At 43.5% G+C, this 19,584-nt stretch carries 7 protein-coding genes; all 7 read left to right on the forward strand.

Annotated features, from left to right (window positions below; all coding sequences use genetic code 11):
• The first annotated feature begins 16 nt into the window (after positions 1 to 16).
• The 7 genes from C173_RS20410 to C173_RS20440 are packed head-to-tail and all read left to right on the forward strand — an operon-like array spanning position 17 to position 19,584.
• Positions 17 to 3,199 (forward strand): cyclic peptide export ABC transporter, encoded by a 3,183-nt coding sequence (locus C173_RS20410; protein ID WP_051478209.1) that lies wholly within the window; start codon positions 17 to 19, stop codon positions 3,197 to 3,199.
• A complete protein-coding gene (locus C173_RS20415; RefSeq protein WP_036727785.1) occupies positions 3,196 to 3,906 on the forward strand; it encodes a thioesterase II family protein in 711 nt (236 codons plus the stop codon). Before C173_RS20410 ends, C173_RS20415 begins: the two co-directional genes overlap by 4 nt.
• Before the next feature lie 10 nt (positions 3,907 to 3,916).
• Positions 3,917 to 11,287: a hybrid non-ribosomal peptide synthetase/type I polyketide synthase gene (locus tag C173_RS20420; protein ID WP_036727787.1), complete on the forward strand. Its 7,371-nt coding sequence runs from the start codon at positions 3,917 to 3,919 to the stop codon at positions 11,285 to 11,287.
• A gap of 45 nt (positions 11,288 to 11,332) precedes the next feature.
• Positions 11,333 to 12,700, forward strand: coding sequence for a hypothetical protein (locus C173_RS32975; RefSeq protein ID WP_051478210.1), 1,368 nt, complete (start codon positions 11,333 to 11,335; stop codon positions 12,698 to 12,700).
• Positions 12,701 to 12,721: 21 nt separating this feature from the next.
• Positions 12,722 to 13,720, forward strand: coding sequence for a U32 family peptidase (locus C173_RS20430; protein ID WP_036727789.1), 999 nt, complete (start codon positions 12,722 to 12,724; stop codon positions 13,718 to 13,720).
• 32 nt (positions 13,721 to 13,752) lie between these two features.
• The gene (locus C173_RS20435; protein WP_051478211.1) at positions 13,753 to 15,705 is read left to right on the forward strand and encodes a carbamoyltransferase C-terminal domain-containing protein; all 1,953 of its coding nucleotides are present in this window, start codon (positions 13,753 to 13,755) and stop codon (positions 15,703 to 15,705) included.
• A gap of 24 nt (positions 15,706 to 15,729) precedes the next feature.
• Positions 15,730 to 19,584 carry a non-ribosomal peptide synthetase gene (locus tag C173_RS20440; protein ID WP_155991590.1) on the forward strand — a complete coding sequence of 1,285 codons (3,855 nt, stop codon included), beginning with the start codon at positions 15,730 to 15,732 and terminating at the stop codon, positions 19,582 to 19,584.

The following is a 19,584-nucleotide window of genomic DNA, read 5'->3' on the forward strand; positions in this document are numbered from 1 at the left end:
AGGAAGGAACGTCATAATGAAGAGGATTGTTTTTAGCAATGGGGTTATAGTTGCGGCTGTTTGCATTATCCTTTTGATGTCTGTATGTACAGGGTATGCATTTGCTTCCGGAGGCAATAGTGGCGATCCTTCCAGTCAACTCGAAGAGATTGAAGGGTATATCAATAAACAAATGCGCGAGGGGAGAATACCCGGTATTTCCGTTGTCGTAGTGAAGGATAACAAAACTATATTAAAAAAGGGTTACGGATATGCGGATAAGCAGAACAAAGTCAAGGTGTCTCCTGATACTCTCTTTGAATTGGGCTCGACAAGCAAAGCTTTTACAGCGATAGGAGTTCTTCAATTAGTAGAAAACGGATTAATCCGCTTAGAGGATCCTGTGACCAAATATCTGCCGTGGTTTGAGGCAAGCTATTCCGGTGAATATAAAGGGCACCAAATATCGGAGAAGGTCCCAATTACCCTTGAACAGCTGCTTCATCACACAAGTGGCATTCCTTTTAAAACGATTGGGGATATCCCTATTGACAGCACATCCATGGCGCTGGAGAACACTGTTAAAAATGTGAGTGGCGTTCATCTTGATTTTTATCCGGGTGAGCGTTTTTTGTATGCGACTATTAATTATGACATTCTTGGGCTCATCATAGAGAAATGTACCGGCCAGTCCTTCGAGGACTATCTGCAGAATGAAGTCATGCTGAAACTGGGAATGAATCAAACCTACCTGGGCCGAAATAAATCGGACAGTGGACGGATTGCAGAGGGCTATAAGCTGAAATTTTTAAGAGCTGCAGCCTATCAGGCGCCGGAATACCGCGGAAATACACCTGCAGGCTATATTATTTCTAACGCAAGTGACACTGAGCGTTGGCTGCAGATCCAGCTTGGAAAAGCCGAACTGCCATCTTCATTGGCAAAACTGATTAGTGCATCTCATGAGCCGGACAGATCGGTTATGCCTGGGCCGAACGGTTCTTCCTATGCCGCAGGGTGGAACGTTTTTCAGAAGGGCGGAGGGGAGCTTTCACATGCTGGCTCGAACCCCAATTATTCTTCATTCTTTTCAATTCGTCCCTCGGATGGCGTGGGAGTAGCTGTCTTGGCAAATCTGAACAGCTCATATACAGAGCTGATCGGGCAAGGAATTACAGAAATTCTACAGGGCTATGAACCTTCGAATGCTATAACCGGAGATACTTACAAGTCGGCTGACACAATATCCTTTGTAATCTTTTGTGTAGCGGTACCGGCATCTTTAGCTATTATGTTCTTTTTGATCATGTCTCTGATTCAAATTCACAGGCAAGGCTGGAGAGCAAAGGGGAATTTCATTCAATCCTTTTTAAAAGTATTATTTGCCCTTATTGTTCTTCTCTCCGTCGGTTTTTCCTTATACAAAATGCCGGCCCTCTTGTTTTGGGGATTGCCTTGGAGTTTTGTTAACGTATGGGCACCAAACAGCGTAATTTACGCTGTTGCTCTGCTATACGTTACGGTGGGTTTGTTTGTTGTCTATAGTCTGATTTCTTCAATCTTTGAAGCGAAAGAAAAAAGACAAGGATTGATATTCTCTCTGATCTCCTTAAGTTTACTAAGCGGGTTTGGCAACGCCCTAATCATCTTTGTCATCAACGAAGCGCTGAATCGTAATGGTGATACAGATACAGCTTTGGTTATGTATTTTGTTCTGGGGATCTTGATTTATGTATTCGGTCAGAGGATTGTAAGATCTAAATTTATTCATATAACAAATAACCTGGTGTACGAAAAAAGATCCGAGCTGATTACCAAAATTCTAGGTTCGGATTATGAGCAGTTCGAGAAGATCGATAACGGCAAGCTGTATGCCGGGCTTAATAACGATACAGAGAACATCAGCAATTTTGTGAATATTTTCGTTTCGTTGATTACAAATATTGTAACGTTGCTTTGTTGCTTTATCTATCTCGGTGTTATCAACTTTTATGGTCTTTTATCCTCAATCATTTTTATTGCTATTGCTGCGGGTTTGTATTTTGCCACCGGTAAATCAGCGAATAAATTATGGGAGGAAACCCGAGATTCGCAGAACCTTTTCTTCGGTTTCATTCGTGACATGGTCGACGGATTTAAAGAACTCAACTTGAATAGGAGAAAACGCTCCGAATTTCATGAGGATATGATGGAATGTTGCGATAATTACAAAAGAAAGCAAATTGCCGGGAATTTGAAATTCACGAACGTTTTTGTTATTGGGGAGCTATTGTTTACTTTTGTAATTGGTGTCGTAGTATTTTTGTTTCCGGTCATATTTGATAATGTGCAAAATAACTCTTTGCGCAGCTATGTATTGGTCTTTCTTTACATGACAGGTCCTGTTAACGGAGTTCTGAATGCGATCCCTAACCTGTTTCAGATCAGAATTAGCTGGAACAGATTAAATCAATTGATTGATCTGCTGGGGAACGGGACGGTGGATTCAATAGAACCCGCTCCGGCAACCCCTGACAGAGAGCGAAAGAGAATAGACCTCCAGTTAAAGGAAGTTGCATTCAGATATAATACCGAAAGTGGGCATGAGTTTCTGCTCGGTCCCCTCTCTTGTTCGTTTAAGTCTGGAGAGGTAACTTTCATAACAGGAGGAAACGGGAGCGGCAAATCCACTCTGGCCAAAATAATCACAGGGTTGTATTCCCAACATTCCGGCAGCATCTCGCTTAACGGGGAGGAGTCAGGGTCAGAGCAATTGAAGGGTTTATACACAACCGTCTTCAACGACTATTATCTGTTCAAAAAGCTGTATGGAATGAACGAAGATAACCGGTTGAAGGATGCCTTAGTAGATGATCTGCTTGCTGAATTGCAGGTTGCGGACAAAGTAAGAATTGAAAACGGAGAGTTTAGCACCGTAGATCTCTCTACCGGACAACGAAAAAGATTGGCGCTGTTTGTAAGTTATATAGAGGATAAACCGATTTTTCTTTTTGACGAATGGGCGTCTGATCAAGACCCCGAATTCCGCAGCTACTTCTACAGTCATTTGTTGTTTCAGTTGAAGGAAAAATCGAAATGTGTAATTGTCATTACTCATGATGATCAATACTTCCATCTGGCAGATCAAATTATAAAGATGGATTTGGGGAAAATTGTGCCCCAAACGCAATACATAGCATCAGCTCTTATCTTTGCCGCAAAGGATGAATTAGTTCAATGAATGAAAAAATGCGCATCTATTGTCTTCCTCATGCCGGGGGTTCAGCGATGATGTACCACAAGTGGAAAAAATATTTCAATCCGGAGATAGGGATCATGCCTATCGAATTGGCCGGAAGGGGCAAACGGTTTACAAATGCTTTGTATGATCGGTTTGATGAGGCGGTCGAAGATGTATTCCAACAAATAACGTCAACCTTGGACTCCGCCCCTTTCTTTCTATTTGGACATAGTATGGGTAGCTGGCTGGCACTCGAGGTAACCTATCAGCTGATTGAGCACGGTTATCCTGAACCCAAAGGATTATTTCTGTCAGGCAGAAGGCCTCCTCACGTAGCGGGCGATAAAACAGTGTATCACACTCTTTCCAACGATAAATTTATCGAAGCGGTGTTGAAACTGGGAGGCGCGAACCCGGAGGTATTTGAGAATGAGGATTTAGCCAAAATCTTTATCCCCATTTTACGGTCCGACTTTAAGATGCTTGAGAATTACACATATAACAAGAAGAATAAGCTTACCTGTGATCTGTATGCTTTGATGGGTGAAGAGGATGCACTGGTTTCTTATCCGATCATGGAGCAATGGAAGGAATATTCAGATGGACCTACGGAGATTCGGTTATTCAACGGCGGACATTTCTACCTAAATGATAGAGAAGAGGAACTGATCCGATACCTGAACAGCCGAATCCTTGTGTCACAATAAGAGGGTGGGGATGAAATTGGCGCCTAGCCGCGAAATCGAGGACATATTGGCATTAACGCCCTTACAGAAGGGGATACTCTTCAATTGCATCAGCAACCCTGATAGCCAATTGTATTACCAGCAGTTATCATTGCAGCTGATAGGCACTCTTGATGTGAATATGTTTACGGCAGCTTGGAATATGGTTGTACAGCGGAATGAAATGTTGCGGACGATATTCCGCTGGGAAAATATTAAAGAGCCGGTACAAATCATTTTGAAACATATGCAGGTCCCTGTGAAGGTCTATGAATATTCAGCTGTTGAGGCTGAGACAAGGAATTCCTTGGTCAATGATTTGAAGACGAAAGACCGGAGGGAATTGATTGATCTCCAAAAAGAACCATTGCGGCTGAAGCTGATAAGACTGGCAAAGGATACTTATGAAGTATTGCTTACCTATCACCATATCTTGTTTGATGGTTGGAGTAATGTGATTTTAATAGATGATCTATTTACTGCTTATGAAAGTTTAGCGGGCTATTCCGAGTATTCCAATAACAAGAGCAGCTTTAAGGATTATGTTAAAGCCAGTAAACAGAGCAATACAGCAGAACAGCGGGAATATTGGCGTGCTCATTTAATTGATTTACAAGAACAGGTACTCCTGTTTCCCGATAAGGACTCCAGGAGACAAGAACATAACCTTAATCTCAAGCATACACATGTCGTTTCTACGGAAATTAAAGAAAAGATGGAGAGCGTATGCAGAAATCTTGAACTGACTGCAGCTTCTTTTCTATATTCCGCTTGGGCTATTGTCATAAGTAAGTATAAAAATACCGATTCCGTGATATTCGGAACAACTATAAGCGACAGACCCGTCAGCATCCCGAGAGTAGAGCAAATGATTGGACTGTTCATCAATACGGTACCTATGCAAATCAATCTCATTGAAGAGCTAACGGTGCAAGAGCTATTGCTGAAAGTGAAAGGAGAATTAATCGAACGGAGGCAATATCATAACACACCGCTGATTGACATCAAACAATTCTGCAATGCCACTGTTCCCGGGGAACTGTTTGATACCAATATCATCATTGAGAACTACCCCATTGATTATATAAACAAAAAAACATACAATCTGCCGTTTCGGTTGGGAAATTACTCGATGTTTGAAGGCAGTGATTTCGATATTACCTTGCAAGTGGTCCTGACCGATGTCATAGAATTGCATTTCCTAGGGGGACCCAAAACACAAGTTACGGCAGAGGCCTTATCCGGCCTTGCAATGCAATTTGAAAATACACTGAGACAAATGGCCGCTGATCCAAATGAATGGGTGGAGTCCATTGACATACTAACAACAGCCGAACGGCATAAGCTAATTCATGATTTCAACCAAACGGATAACGGGGACGGGGAAAATACTTCATTTCTTAGTCTTCTTCAGGATTCAGTCAAACAATATCCGAATTCCATCGCAGTGGAGCAAGGGGAGAACCGATATACATACGAGTATATTGATAAAAAATCAAACCAGGCTGCCCGATTGCTGCGTCGCCATGGAATAGGGGCCAATCAGGTTGTCGGTTTATTGGTTGGCAGGAAGCCGGAACTGCTCATTGCCCTTTTGGGCATTCTCAAAGCCGGCGGATCGTACTTGCCGCTTGATCCTCAATATCCTAAGGAAAGAATTACAAGTATTCTTGAGGATAGCGGGACAAAGCTTATCATTACCGACAAGAGCGGATATGAAGATGTATGTTCAAAGTTTGATACAATTTCTATGGAAGAACTCGTTCAATCTTCCGAGGATGACTCCGTGCTTACCCATGGGCATCCTCTTCCTTCGGATATGATGTATTTGATATACACTTCCGGTTCAACCGGGACTCCCAAGGGGGTAATGATTCAACATAAGGCATTTTATAATTTCATAGAGGGCATGCTACAACGCATTCCAATGGATGAGACTAGTGTAGTTGCCGCAGTCACTACGATTTCATTCGATATTTTTGCCCTGGAGGGTTTGCTGCCGCTGGCAGTCGGAGCAAAAATCGTTCTTGCCAGTGAAGTTGAGCAGACGGATATGGAACGGTTGGGCCAAATGATTACGGAAAAGAAGATTGATTTTCTTCAGAGCACCCCGTCCCGCTTAAGGCTGTTGCTGAACAAAAATGCAGGTAAAGAATCACTAAACGCGATCAAGCATTTGTTGATCGGCGGGGAGCCCCTTCATGAACCGCTCCTGGAAGAGTTAAAAAATAGCATGAAGGGCGAAATATATAATATGTACGGTCCGACGGAAACAACTATATGGTCCACAGTCAAGCGGCTGACTGACAGCGCGGAACTCAGCATAGGAACCCCGATCCGTAATACACAGATCTATATTCTGAATCATAAGTTTCAACCGCAACCAATTGGAGTGGCCGGTGAATTGTATATCTCCGGTGAGGGACTGTCACAAGGCTACTTTAACCGCCCGGATTTAACAAAAGAAAGGTTTATAGAGCATCCCTTTAAAGAAAACTGCAGAATGTATAAAACCGGAGATGCCGCAAGGTGGCTTCCGAATGGGAGTGTCGAGATTCTTGGAAGGCTCGATAACCAGATTAAAATCAGAGGTTTCCGGGTTGAGCTTGAGGAAATTGAAAGGTTTATAGCAAGGTTCGGGGGCGTAAAAGAGGCGGTTGTGATTGCGAAGAAGAACAAGCATGGAGAGGACAATCTTCATGCATTTTTTACATCCGATCAACCGCTGGATACAACCGGCCTGCGTAATTATTTGGTTAGCTTCCTGCCCGTTTATATGATTCCTTCGACTCTGGTACAGCTTAATGATATCCCTAAAACTCCAAACGGTAAAATAAACCGTCAAGGACTGTTTCAGATAACCCGTCCAGAGGAGAAGAGGATTGAGCGGTCTGCTCCCAAGAGCAGTTACGAACAAAAGGTAATGGAATTATGGCGGGAAGAGCTGGAATGCAGTGAGATCAATACGCAGCATAATTTTTTTGATCTTGGCGGCAATTCCTTCTCCGTAATGAGGATCATGAACCGGATCAATCAGGAATACCAGTTGAATCTGCCGGTAACAACGTTGTTCCAGTATCCTACGATAGAGGCATTATCGTCACATTTGAGTGGCTTGACCATGGCTGAGTCTGACGTTCGGCTTCCAGTTCATAAGATGGGCCCTCATCATGAAACAGACATAGCCATTATCGGTATATCAGGCATATTTCCTGGAGCGGGAGACCTTGATACATTCTGGAGCAATCTGGTGAACGGCGTTGACAGTATTAGCGTTTTCCCGAAAGAGCCGGGGAGCGCAGCGAGAACATATTCTTCGGGAGTCATTTCTGACATCGATATGTTTGACGCCGGTTTTTTTGGCTATACGCCGATGGAAGCGCAGTTAATGGACCCGCAGCATCGTATTTTTTTGGAATGTGCCTACCATGCCCTTGAGAATGCGGGTTATCATTCAGAGATGTATTCCGGTGAGATAGGTGTATTTGCCACCACAGGAATGAATACATATCTGTTAAACTCCAGCCAAGCTTGGGGCATCGCAAAAAAACATGGGGTTCTGCAGACCATGCTTATGAACGACAAGGATTTCCTCTCCACCAAATTGTCTTATAAGTTGAATCTTAGCGGGCCAAGCATTAATATTCAAACAGCTTGCTCATCATCATTGGTGTGTGTCCATGAGGCCTGCCTAAGTCTTATTAACGATGAGTGCAGCATGGCTCTGGCCGGCGGTGTGGCTGTGAAAATTCCGCAGGATGAAATTGTGTATCATGACGAAGGCGGAGTTATTTCTAAAGACGGGCAGTGCAGGGCTTTCGATGAACGCGCGAATGGAACTGTCAGCGGGAACGGTGCAGGTGTTGTTGTACTGAAACGGTTGGAGGATGCTCTCCACGATCATGATCACATATATGCTGTGATCAAGGGTTCAGCCATTAATAATGATGGAGCCGAGAAAATCGGATACACTGCTCCTAGTGTCAACAGGCAATCCAAGGTAATTGACAAGGCAATTGCACGTGCAGGTGTGGACCCCCAATCCATCCAATATGTCGAAGCGCATGGAACCGGAACGATATTGGGTGATCCGATAGAGGTTGCGGCATTAACCCAGACTTACCGGAACTATACAAATGAAATCCAATACTGTGCAATCGGATCGGTAAAAACCAATATCGGCCATCTTGATGCAGCGGCGGGTATTGCCGGGTTAATAAAAACAACCCTTATGCTTAAAAACGCAATGCTTGTCCCAAGTTTGCACTATCAGTCTGCGAATCCGAACATTGATTTTCAAACAAGCCCCTTCTACGTTATCGACCAAGCGAAGCCGTGGAATGTTCATGAGGGCCCGCGGAGGGCGGCTGTCAGTTCGTTTGGTATTGGCGGAACGAATGCGCATCTTATTCTGGAGGAAGCACCAGCTGTACATTCGTCAAAAGAATCCAGGAGGTATCTGCCAGTTATTCTGTCCGCCCAAAAGTGGGAGAGCTTAACCGATACAGTGGAGGGGGTTATCGGTCATCTTCGAAACCATGCGGAGTTATCGCTTGCGGATGTCGCCTACACTTTGGCTGTGGGGAGAAAGAGATTCAAAGAATCCTATATGCTTGTTTGCAGTGATGTAAATGAGCTGATCGAAGTACTCGAAACCAAAGACCCGCTGGAACTTCATTATCTGAAGCGTGCAGATACGCAGCATGGCGTCGCATTTATGTTCCCGGGCTTAGGTGAGCATTATACCGGTATGGGACAGGATTTGTACGAGAACGAGCTTGTTTTCCGTGAAGCAGTTGACCGCTGCGCTAAGATTATTATGCAGCATGCTCGGTTTGATATCAGAGACATAATGTTTAGACGGCAAGCGGATGAATGGAGTACATGTCAAATACACCTTTCTCTATTTGTATTGGAATACGCAATTAGTGTTCTCTACATTCACTGGGGCGTTGTACCGAAAGCAATGATTGGGTACAGCATTGGCGAATACGTAGCGGCATGTTTGTCAGAGGTCATTACGCTTCAAGATGCCTTATTTCTCATTATGAAGCGCGGACAGATAATAGACAGGGTCACGGAAAAGGGAGGGATGCTTGCTGTTTGCATGGGTGTTGAGGAGACACTTCCGATCTTAACCTTGACACCGGGACTGTCCGTTGCAGCAGTAAATAGCCCTAGTATAACAGTTGTGGCAGGTTCATTAGACGAACTTGATATTCTTAAGGTGTCACTTCAGCAACAGGGAGTGGCCTATCAGGCCATTAAAGGTTCCAAGGCTTTTCATTCACACATGATGAAATCTGCCCGGGAACAGTTTTTGGAGCTCCTTCAAAGCATTCCGTTAAAAAAACCCACGATACCTTATATTTCAAATGTAACGGGTCATTGGATGAAGGATGAAGATGCGGCAGACCCAGAGTATTGGATCAGGCATATGTGTGAGACTGTGAACTTTTCAAAGGGGATTCAGTCGCTTTTGAGAGAAGGCTTAGGTGTTGCGCTAGAAGTAGGTCCAGGACGTTTTTTATCAAGCCTGATTCAACAAAATGTCGAGGAGCCATCGGCTGATGTCCCATGTATTGCCTCCATGGGACATGTCGTCCGGGGATACAGTGAGCATTATAGTCTCATAAAATCGGCAGGGATGCTAGCGGGAATGCATGTTCCGTTTAATTGGGAACGTTTTTATCAGAATGAAGAGCGCAGGAGGGTGCCTTTGGTACCATACCCCTTCTTCAAACAAAGATATTGGCTTCCTCAAGACACGCTTAGCCGCCGTGAGGGAGATGAATCACAATCGCTGTATTCACTTACCTGGAAGAGAGCTTCGTTGGGGGGCTTGCGGGTTAAGCAAAATACCAGACGGGTATGTATCTTCGGGTACCCTTCAGAGCTTATTGACTCCATTCAAAGGCAATTGGTTGACGAAGGAAATGAGGTATACTGCATTTTCCCTGCAGAGGACTTCTCTGAGGCGGACGGGATATATTACATCAACTCCACAAGAATGAATGATTATATCAGCATCATGGATCGAATTGGCTCCCTGCCGGATGAAATATTGTATATGTGGGGTCTCAATGAGGAGGAGGCAGTTGTAGAACAGTCGCTGTCCATTCTGGAACGGCTCTTCCGGGAGGTGCTGGTTAATGAGATTCTCCGGATCTATCTCATCGGGTCAAGATTGTTCCATGTGATAGGAAATGAACCGACAAGAACGGATGCGTCCATCTACAACAAGTGCTGCTTAACACTCAATAACATATCAAAGAATCTACGCTGCAAGCTGATTGATATGGAGATCGAACAGCAATACCAGCAGTGTGCGGCGCAGCTTCTTATGGAGCTTGAGCAGGGACAGGATTCGACCATCGCGGTATACCGCAACGGCTATCGATGGGTTATAGAATGGACCGAAGAGAACAGCGTCTGTTCAAGCTCTGCCGGAGATGAAGCTATGTCCTTGTTTATTATGGGGGATATCAAGCAACGGGAAGCGGAAATGATCGCCTTACTCACAGAGATGGGCTGCAGAATTGCTGCGGTGGCTGACAGTTCGAGCGGAGAGTATAGAAGCTTAGATGGAGTCAGATGGGAACAGATTCAGAGAAATGATGAGGAGCATACGCTTAGAATTTACCGCGATGCTTGTGAATCCGAATTCGGTGTTAATGGCATCATTTGTTTCTCCGATTCATCAGAGGGTTCTGCACCAGACCTGCGTTGGACTGACAAGGACTACGGGATGAAGCCTATGCTGCATTTACACCTCCACTTATTTGACAAGGATATCAGCAGCGGCTTACCGGCTTGGTTGTTGTTGAACAACTGCTCTTATGCAAGTCGTCCATATCAGACGGCCGCGTGGGAGTGGGGTTCGGATAAGCGACAAACTCTAAATATTCTGCGGAGTATACTTAGCATGAGCGATGGAGCTTATCTTATTACTGCTCAGGACAAGGTCTCCTGGATGAATGTGCATTTGAACACCAGCGGCACGGATGTACCGAACATCACTACGTTGTATCAAAGACCGGAGTTAAGTGTAAGATATGCCCCGCCCAGTAATAACCTTGAGAAGGCTATTAGTGAATTGTGGCAGGATATTTTCGGGGTTGAGAACATTGGAATGTATGATGATTTCTTTGATTTGGGCGGTAATTCATTGGTTGGCATAAGCTTGATTAATGCCATCAATAACAAGTTTCATCTGGAACTGAAAGTACAGGATGTGTTTCTTTACCCTACGATTCATCACATTTCGGGCAAAATTATTGAATTTTTCGGCGATCTGGATACCGTGGATGAATTTTTAGAGGAGCTCTCAAAGTGGGAAGAACAGTATCAGGGCATGTTGTGATTATGATAATTACAAGCGAAGCCTACTATGGGCAGGAGGAATAAAATGAGATTTAACACCGAACAAATGTCTCCTACGCTGGTTGTTGGTTTTAGAAATGGAGAAGATATTCGAGTCAGAAGTATTACACATGATGAGGTTATTATTGAAAGCCCTTCCATAATAGAAAAGGAAGCTTTTGGGTTGGATATACAAATGTTTGATTATGCCGATTTCCAGTATAAAAAATTCCGCCTTTGTTGTAAGACATCACATATAGAAGATATGCGGTTCTATAAGATAATTATCGCTTCCTTTCAGATTGAGGGTCAGGATGGAGCGGAATTTCATGAGTTTTTATCCAGAATCAACCGGATAATGAACGTTGCCAAACAAGCTAGTGCGGATGGATTGAATGACTTAGACTTTTTGGATGCCAAGCAACCGAAGTATCCCTTTGAAGAGGATGCCGTTTTTTCAGAGCAATACCAGGAGCATCTGCAAGGCCTGTTCTCCTTTACCTTATCGGAAGAAGAGAAGCAACAATTTCGTTCCCTATCGGAAAAAACAGATTTAGCTATTTCAATATCAGGATTTTTCCAATATATTGATTTTTTTCAAATGGATTTCTCTGCGTTTAAGTACAAGATGCTTACTAAGTTAAATCTTCAAGAGCATGAATTGTTCACTCAAGCGGTCCGTACAATCTATATTGGAAACGAATTCTGTCACAATCTATTTCCGGCAAAGCCATTGCTGGAAAAAATTCTTGCTAAAGCCCATGGCTTGGGACTGAAAATTGTGATTTCATATCCCTATTTGCTTGAGAATTCTGTGGAAAGCGTTGAGCGAATCATCCAATTTATCGACAATTGGTGCATCGAGCAGGACACAGAGGTGGAATTCAGCGTCAATGACTGGGGAATGTTGGGGATAATCAACGAACAAACGACACGTCTCAAGCCCATTCTTGGCCGGCTGCTGAATAAGCGAAAGAAAGATTCCAGAGTAGGCTTTATGTGGGGCTTCAAAGAAAGGTCCATTGCTTTTGAAGAGAATAATCTAAACACAGAGCATTTAAGACAATTTCTGCTGAAACACCGGATCGAGAGATACGAATTCGAGTCGCATAAGCTGAAAAATCGTATTCCGGAGGGGAATCATAGCTTACATTTTCCCTTTTACCAGATCAATACTTCGGTTTATTGTCCCTTGTATGCTGAGTGTACCAGTACAAACCGCAGCGACCAGAGACTTGCCGTAAAATGCCAGCAGTATTGCAATGAGTTTTATTTCAGCTATCCGAAGCATTTGGATATATTCGGATTCGGCAACAGTATTATCGGGGTTGAAACGTCATTGCTGCAGGATTCATCCTGCTTGGATGATTATATCGCCAGCGGGATTGATAGGATTGTTTTGTCAGTGTATTAACTATCATTGGAGGATACTGGTATGCAAATTTTATCTCCTTTATCAGAGATCAGGAACTTTGAACCGTTGGCCGAAGCTGGAGCGGATGAATTTTTTTGCGGATTTATTCCTTTTGAGTGGCTCAATAAATTTTCTTCCGTTATTCCGTTGAACCGGAGAGAAAATCTGGCGAAGGCAACCAATATGACCAGCTATAGCAGCATGAAGATCCTGAAGCGAATGGCGGATTCCTATGGAATTCCCGTTAAAATAACTTTTAATGCACATTATTACCAAAATGAGTTATATCCCTATATTACCAAAATTGTAAACAGTTTAATGGACATCGGATTTGAAACGTTCATTATTGCCGATTTGGCTTTGGTCATTTATCTGCGGGAAGCTGGAATTAAATGCACGGTTCATTTCAGCGGCGAGATTGAAGCCATTAATCACCGGACGATTCAGCTGTTAAACCAATTTGAGGTCTCAAGGTATGTGTTCCCGAGAAAAATACCCATTGCGAATATGGAACAACTGATTAATGGTTCGGGCGTGAAAGGCCAGATCGAGTTCGAAGCGTTTATACTCAACGCACTTTGTTCGTTTTCCGGAGGTTTTTGTAATTCGCTGCATTGTGACGAGCTTTTACCGGCATGTTATATCCCGCAAAAAACCTCTAAGTTGGACGATGAATCGAATATTTTTCCAAAGGTTGGAGATAAGCTGAAAAGTATGGAGATGTTCAGAGACCGTCTAAAACTCGCGGACCCGGAAAAGAAAAGAGGTTATGATTATCCGAGGTTTGGAAACGAGGGCTGCGGTGTATGCAAGATCAGAAAGCTTATGGATATAGGGGTTACCCATTTGAAGGTTGTAGGACGAGGCTATGTACTGGAGTACATGATTGAAGATATCAAGATTATGAAGAGCCTGATTCGTCTGGCAAACGAAATAACCGACCCGCACGAATACGAGGTCAGAGTCAAAGCGGAAATATTCAATAACCGCTGCCCGGCATTTTGTTATTATCCTGATTAATGAAATCAAACCTTAGGCTGGAGGTATTGGCAATGAAAGATGGATATTACTTATCGGCTTATATAGATATCAATACACAGGCACATATTCTGGATTTGGAAATCAGGCATGATCAAAATGTATCGTTATGGAAAAAAGAGGGGGATCATGTCCAGCTTATTCATTATTGGGAATTGGAACGATTGACGGGCTATAAACAACATTCCACTTCATTTCTGGACATTGATCAGGCGAGAAGAGTGATTAATTCCCTGTTGGATACGTACCAGTTATCGCTGAATGATATGAATGAGGTTTGGGGTTCACCCGGGCTGGACACCGTAGATGATTACCATTCTGTCGAAGATTTTCCCGAATATGCATATCACAGCGTAGCACATTTATTTTCCGCTATTTATTCCGAAACTCGGCTTCTTCAAAATGACAACATTATCGGTCTTGCGGTTGACCACGGTCCCGATCATGTTAATGATCCAAATGTTTATCGAGATAATAAATATTGCTATATTGGTTGCATAGTGAAGAATGGACAAATCGAGTTTTATCCGCTTTACTCGCCGGCATTGCTGTGGGCCTATTGCAGACTTCGGTACAATCTGCGGGAGGGAACGCTAATGGCGCTTGCTTCGGCAAGTACCAGTGAGCTTCTTGATGTGGAAGAAGAAACTTTCTTATTCCAAACGACCGGAGTTCTCAATAATTCTTATCAAGTCATTTCCGATTATATTGACGGTTTAGAGAAAAACATTGATCAGGCAACGGAACAAGATATCGGCATTGTATTCAATGGTTTCGACAAAGCCTTTGACTACCAGGACAATAAAATCAGTATGGTAATGAAAGAAATTCAGAAGATGTCAATTCGGATCATGGACCTAAATGTCAAGAATTTATTAGAGCGGTCCGGCATAGAGGGAAAAGATACCTATCTTTCCATTACTGGTGGTTTTGCGCTGAATTGCCCGACAAATACTTATTTAATGCAAAAATATAATTTTAAAGGGTTTATTAGTACACCTTGTGTCAGTGATACCGGTATGTCCATGGGGATTGCACTATATGCTTTCTACAAAAAAATACATACCTTTCATTTTTCATTGGGAAACAGCTATTACGGTAATCAGCACAACGGATTATTAACTGTTATAGAATCAGAGCCATATCAGAAGCACATTCTTTCCATAAGTGAGTTCAATCCGGAAGAGGCTGTCCGGGACCTGATCAATGGGCCTTTTATATGGTTTTATGGAAGGTCCGAAATAGGCCCAAGGGCACTAGGAAATCGAAGCATTATTGCCGACCCGAGGTACAATGATGCCAAAACGCTGTTGAATCAGGTTAAAGACAGACAATGGTGGAGGCCCGTTGCTCCGATTATTTTAGAAGAGCATTTAAAGGAATGGTTTGATGGTTCAGAAAAATCACCTTACATGCTTCATACTTACCACATCAGAGAGGATAAAAAGAATCAGGTACCTGCCATCCTGCATTTGGATAACAGTGCGAGAATACAAACGATAAAAAAAGATGAGAAGGATCTCTTGTATGGACTGATAGAGAAATTTAACGAAGAGACCGGTGTGCCGATTGTATGCAATACCTCTTTAAATGATAAAGGTGAACCCATCATCGACCGGATTGAGGAAGCGATTAACTTTGCACTCCGGAAAAATTTCAAGATTATTTATGTTAATGGTATGAGGGTTGAACTTCACCGTCACGGCGAATACGAAGAGAATAGACCTTTACCAAGGCCTTTAAGAACGTTTCATTCTGTCGGAAGAATGAAGGAAATTTACACCAAGCTGTACAATCCCTTCAACGTCTCGAAACGCGCTTTAATTTTTTATTACATGCTGCCAGATCTTATGAACCGGTATGACATAATGAGAAAGGAAGATGTTCAAGAATTGGAAAATTATGCAGATGACTGCATCAACAAACTGAGGATAGCAGCTTTTTTCGATAAAATCGCTGGCAAATAAAAGTAAACAAATTGGGGTGAAGATGTGGAGCTTACTGATCCATTGGAACGCTATGCTTTTGAGAAGGCTAAATTCGTGAAGAAATTTATGGAGAAAAAAGGTTTGAAGTCAAAGGATATTCATCCTATATCCATAAGAGATCGCAACATAAATCCAAGTGTGTCTTTTTCACAGCAGAGACTGTGGATCATGGATCAGCTTCAGCCGGGTAACCCGGCTTATATCATCCCAATGGCTCTTTTATTGCGCGGACCGGTTGTTGTGTCCCATATCGAAGAGTGCTTCAAGGAGATTATCCGCAGGCATGAAACCTTAAGAACATCCTTTGTAGCAGATGGAGAAAAGGTGCTTCAGCAAATAGAGGAAGTAGTTCCGTTTCAGATGCAGCTGGTCAGTCTTGAAAATGTGCCCAAAGAAGCAAGGCAGGCAGCTGCAGATGAATGGATCATGCGTGAAACTCGGGCTCCGTTCGACTTGTCACAGGCTCCGCTAATTCGTGTACTTCTGATAAAGTGCAGTGATGATGAGCATATATTGGTAGCAAGCGTACACCATATTGTTTCAGACGGGTGGTCAGTAGGCATTCTTCAACGGGAGTTGACCCAGTTATACCGGTATTATCAGGAGAGAGGAAATAAATTACCTGAGTTGCTTATTCAATACACCGACTATTCTGAATGGCAGCGGAAAAAGTATACAACGAATGAGCTGAGTGCTGAAATGGACTATTGGAAGAGTAAACTCCAAGAGGCTCCGGGCTTTTTGGATTTGCCTACCGATTTGTTGCGCCCTGCAATTCAATCCTTTCAGGGGGACACCCTCTATTTTGATATAGAGCAGGATACCGCCAACACACTGCAGCAACTTGCCAGAGAAGAGAATACCACGCTTTTTGTGGTGTTGCTGTCCTTATTCAGTATCTTATTGTATAAGTATTCGGGTAATCCTGATCTTATTATTGGAACTCCGGTAGCCGGCAGGGATGCAAAAGAAGTGGAAAACCTGGTCGGCTTGTTCATTAATACTTTGCCGCTACGGATCGGGTTGTCGGGAAATCCCGCCATCCGTGACGTCATAAGGCAAGTAATTAGAACTACCGCGGAAGCGATGTCAAATGCGACACTCCCGTTTGACCGGATAATCGGCGGACTTCGGCTGGAACGTGAATTGTCCCATTCCGCCTTGTATCAAGTGATGCTGATCATGCAAGATTCACCGATGCAGCCAATGAAGCTTGGTCAAGCTACGGTGGAGATTCTTGAGATCGACAATAATACGTCCAAATGTGACTTGACACTTTATATGAGAAGAACAAACGAGGGACTTAAGGGTTCCTTCGAATATTGCAGCGAATTGTTCCATCGTTCCAGCATTGAACGAATGACAGAGCACTTCAAACATTTGATCGGTACAGTTATTACCCATCAGCATCTTGGCATTGATGAAATCAGCATGTTGACCCATAAAGAATATAATGAGTTGGCATCATGGAACCTTACCGGATCAGAATATGACACAGATACAACTGTGTATGATCTCTTTGAGAGACAAGTAGAAGATACTCCTGATAGCATCGCGGTTATCTGCGGAGAAGCTGCGATAACCTACCATGATTTATATGAGAAGACAGAGCGGCTTGCACGATACCTCATTAAGCAAGATATACAACCGGGTATGCTTATCGGAATATGCATGGAGCGCAGCATTGATATGATTGTGTCAATATTGGCAGTAATCAGAACGGGGGCTGCTTACGTTCCTCTGGATATCGGGTACCCGGCAGACAGACTCAACCATATGATTGAAGATTCGGGCATGCTGTTTATCCTCACCCGGAATGATTTGACAGCTGATTGTGGGCACCAGGTACGGAACATCTTTTTGGAGCAGTACCCTGAGCATATGATGGATTACGAACCGGCGGAGTTCCCCGCGCCTGTACCTGAGGATCTCATGTACGTGATTTATACCTCCGGGTCAACGGGGAAACCAAAAGGGGTAAAGATTACCCACCGATCTGTGATGAACTTCATTCATGGGCTTACCAAAGAAATCGGCTTCTCAAGTAAGAAGAGTATACTTGCCGTTACGAGTATGTCTTTTGACATATTTCTTGTTGAATCGCTTTTGCCGCTTACCCGTGGAATGAAGATCATCTTGGCTACTGATGACGAGCAGAGGAATCCTGAGCGGTTGAAATCTGCTATTAAGAAATATCAGATCAAGATGCTTCAGATGACGCCTTCCCGCTTGAACTTGCTGATTCAGGGCACAGAGGATACAGGTTTCCTGCAAGGCGTTCAAGAGATTCTGCTGGGAGGAGAGACTTTTCCATTACAATTGCTGATTTATTTGAATCAACATACCAATGCCCGGATATATAACCTCTTCGGTCCAACTGAAACTACAGTCTGGTCAACCATTAAGGAATTAACCGGGGATACGAAGATTTCTGTAGGAAGACCCATCGCCAATACGCAGATCGTTATTGTGGATGAATTCGGAAATCTCGTGCCTCCGGGCATTAAAGGAGAAATTTGCATTGGCGGGGATGGTTTATCTCCAGGATATTATAACCAACCGGAGCTGTCAGATAGCAGGTTTGTATCACTACGAGCAGATGGAACAAAGGTATATAAGACAGGGGATCTGGGGAAATGGCTCCCCGGCGGAGACATACAACACTTAGGGCGTCTTGACAGTCAGGTCAAGCTTCGAGGTTACCGTATTGAGTTGACAGAGGTTGAAATGCATATCGGCTCCCATCCCCATATTAAGGAATGCGCTGTCATTATGGGCAAGGATCCATTTAACGAGGATTGCCTGCTTGGCTATTATGTAACCGACAACGACAATCCCTTACGGTCCGCTGAAATCGTCTCGTATTTATCGGAACAACTGCCGGAGTATATGATTCCCCAATATTGGATGCAGCTTCAGCAGCTTCCGCTTACACCCAACGGAAAGGTTGACAAGAGATCTCTCCCGCAGATTGAACCAGTATCAGTCTATAAGGATAGTGAGGGTATTCAACCAGAGAACGAAATTCAGCTGTTTCTGCGGGATGGATGGGAGCAAGCGCTTGGGGCAGGCGGCTTTGGAATGGAGGATAACTTCTTCCAGATCGGCGGCAATTCGGTCATGCTGGTAAGATTATTTAACTATATTGAGAAAACATATCCGGGAACGGTTAAAATAACGGATTTGTTCACTTCTCCCACAATTAAGGCCCAATCTCTGCTGATCACAAGTCAAAACAACAAACGAGCCGATCTGTCTTTCAAGGAAACGGCCATTTCCGAAGGCGTTGAAATCCTCAGGGAAGACCATCCTGTTTCGGACAAGGGACATTTAAGTATAAGGTATATGCAGATACCGGAAAGCTTGACCCGGAGGTTAGAGCAAGGAGCTGCGGAAAATATAATCGAGCCGACGGAAATCATAATGTCGGCCTACATTTATGTTCTCTATCAGATAGCAGCCTCTGAGCAGATTTATCTCTATACGATGGTTCATTCCTTAGACAGTATCACACCGGTTGCAGTGGACTTCGGCAATATAGACCATATCCAACAGCTGGTCAACGAATTACGGAGGCAAACAATGGGGAATGGAAGAATAATTCCGCTCTCACATGTCATAAAGAGCAAGGTGAAAAATACGCTGCTTCCCATGGTGTATCTCAAAGAATGCTGTAGGTCGGAATCGGAGCTGAATTCGTTATTCGATCTTCTATTGATGGTTGATAAGCCGGTTAAGGGAACCATTAAGCTGAAATGGACTTTTCATTCGTTACTAGATAATGCTGAAGAAATATCCTCGTTGCTTGAAATGTATTTGACAACGATTGATCAAATCTTATGCGAATATAGTATTTGA

The organism is Paenibacillus sp. FSL R7-277, from assembly GCF_000517965.1.
In the GTDB taxonomy this organism is placed as follows: Bacteria; Bacillota; Bacilli; order Paenibacillales; family Paenibacillaceae; genus Paenibacillus_AQ; species Paenibacillus_AQ silagei.

Bases quoted from the DNA above. Each gene is read 5' to 3' on its own strand.
- C173_RS20410 (WP_051478209.1), top strand. From the start codon at position 17: ATGAAGAGGATTGTTTTTAGCAATGGGGTTATAGTTGCGGCTGTTTGC.
- C173_RS20415 (WP_036727785.1), top strand. From the start codon at position 3,196: ATGAATGAAAAAATGCGCATCTATTGTCTTCCTCATGCCGGGGGTTCA.
- C173_RS20420 (WP_036727787.1), top strand. From the start codon at position 3,917: ATGAAATTGGCGCCTAGCCGCGAAATCGAGGACATATTGGCATTAACG.
- C173_RS32975 (WP_051478210.1), top strand. From the start codon at position 11,333: ATGAGATTTAACACCGAACAAATGTCTCCTACGCTGGTTGTTGGTTTT.
- C173_RS20430 (WP_036727789.1), top strand. From the start codon at position 12,722: ATGCAAATTTTATCTCCTTTATCAGAGATCAGGAACTTTGAACCGTTG.
- C173_RS20435 (WP_051478211.1), top strand. From the start codon at position 13,753: ATGAAAGATGGATATTACTTATCGGCTTATATAGATATCAATACACAG.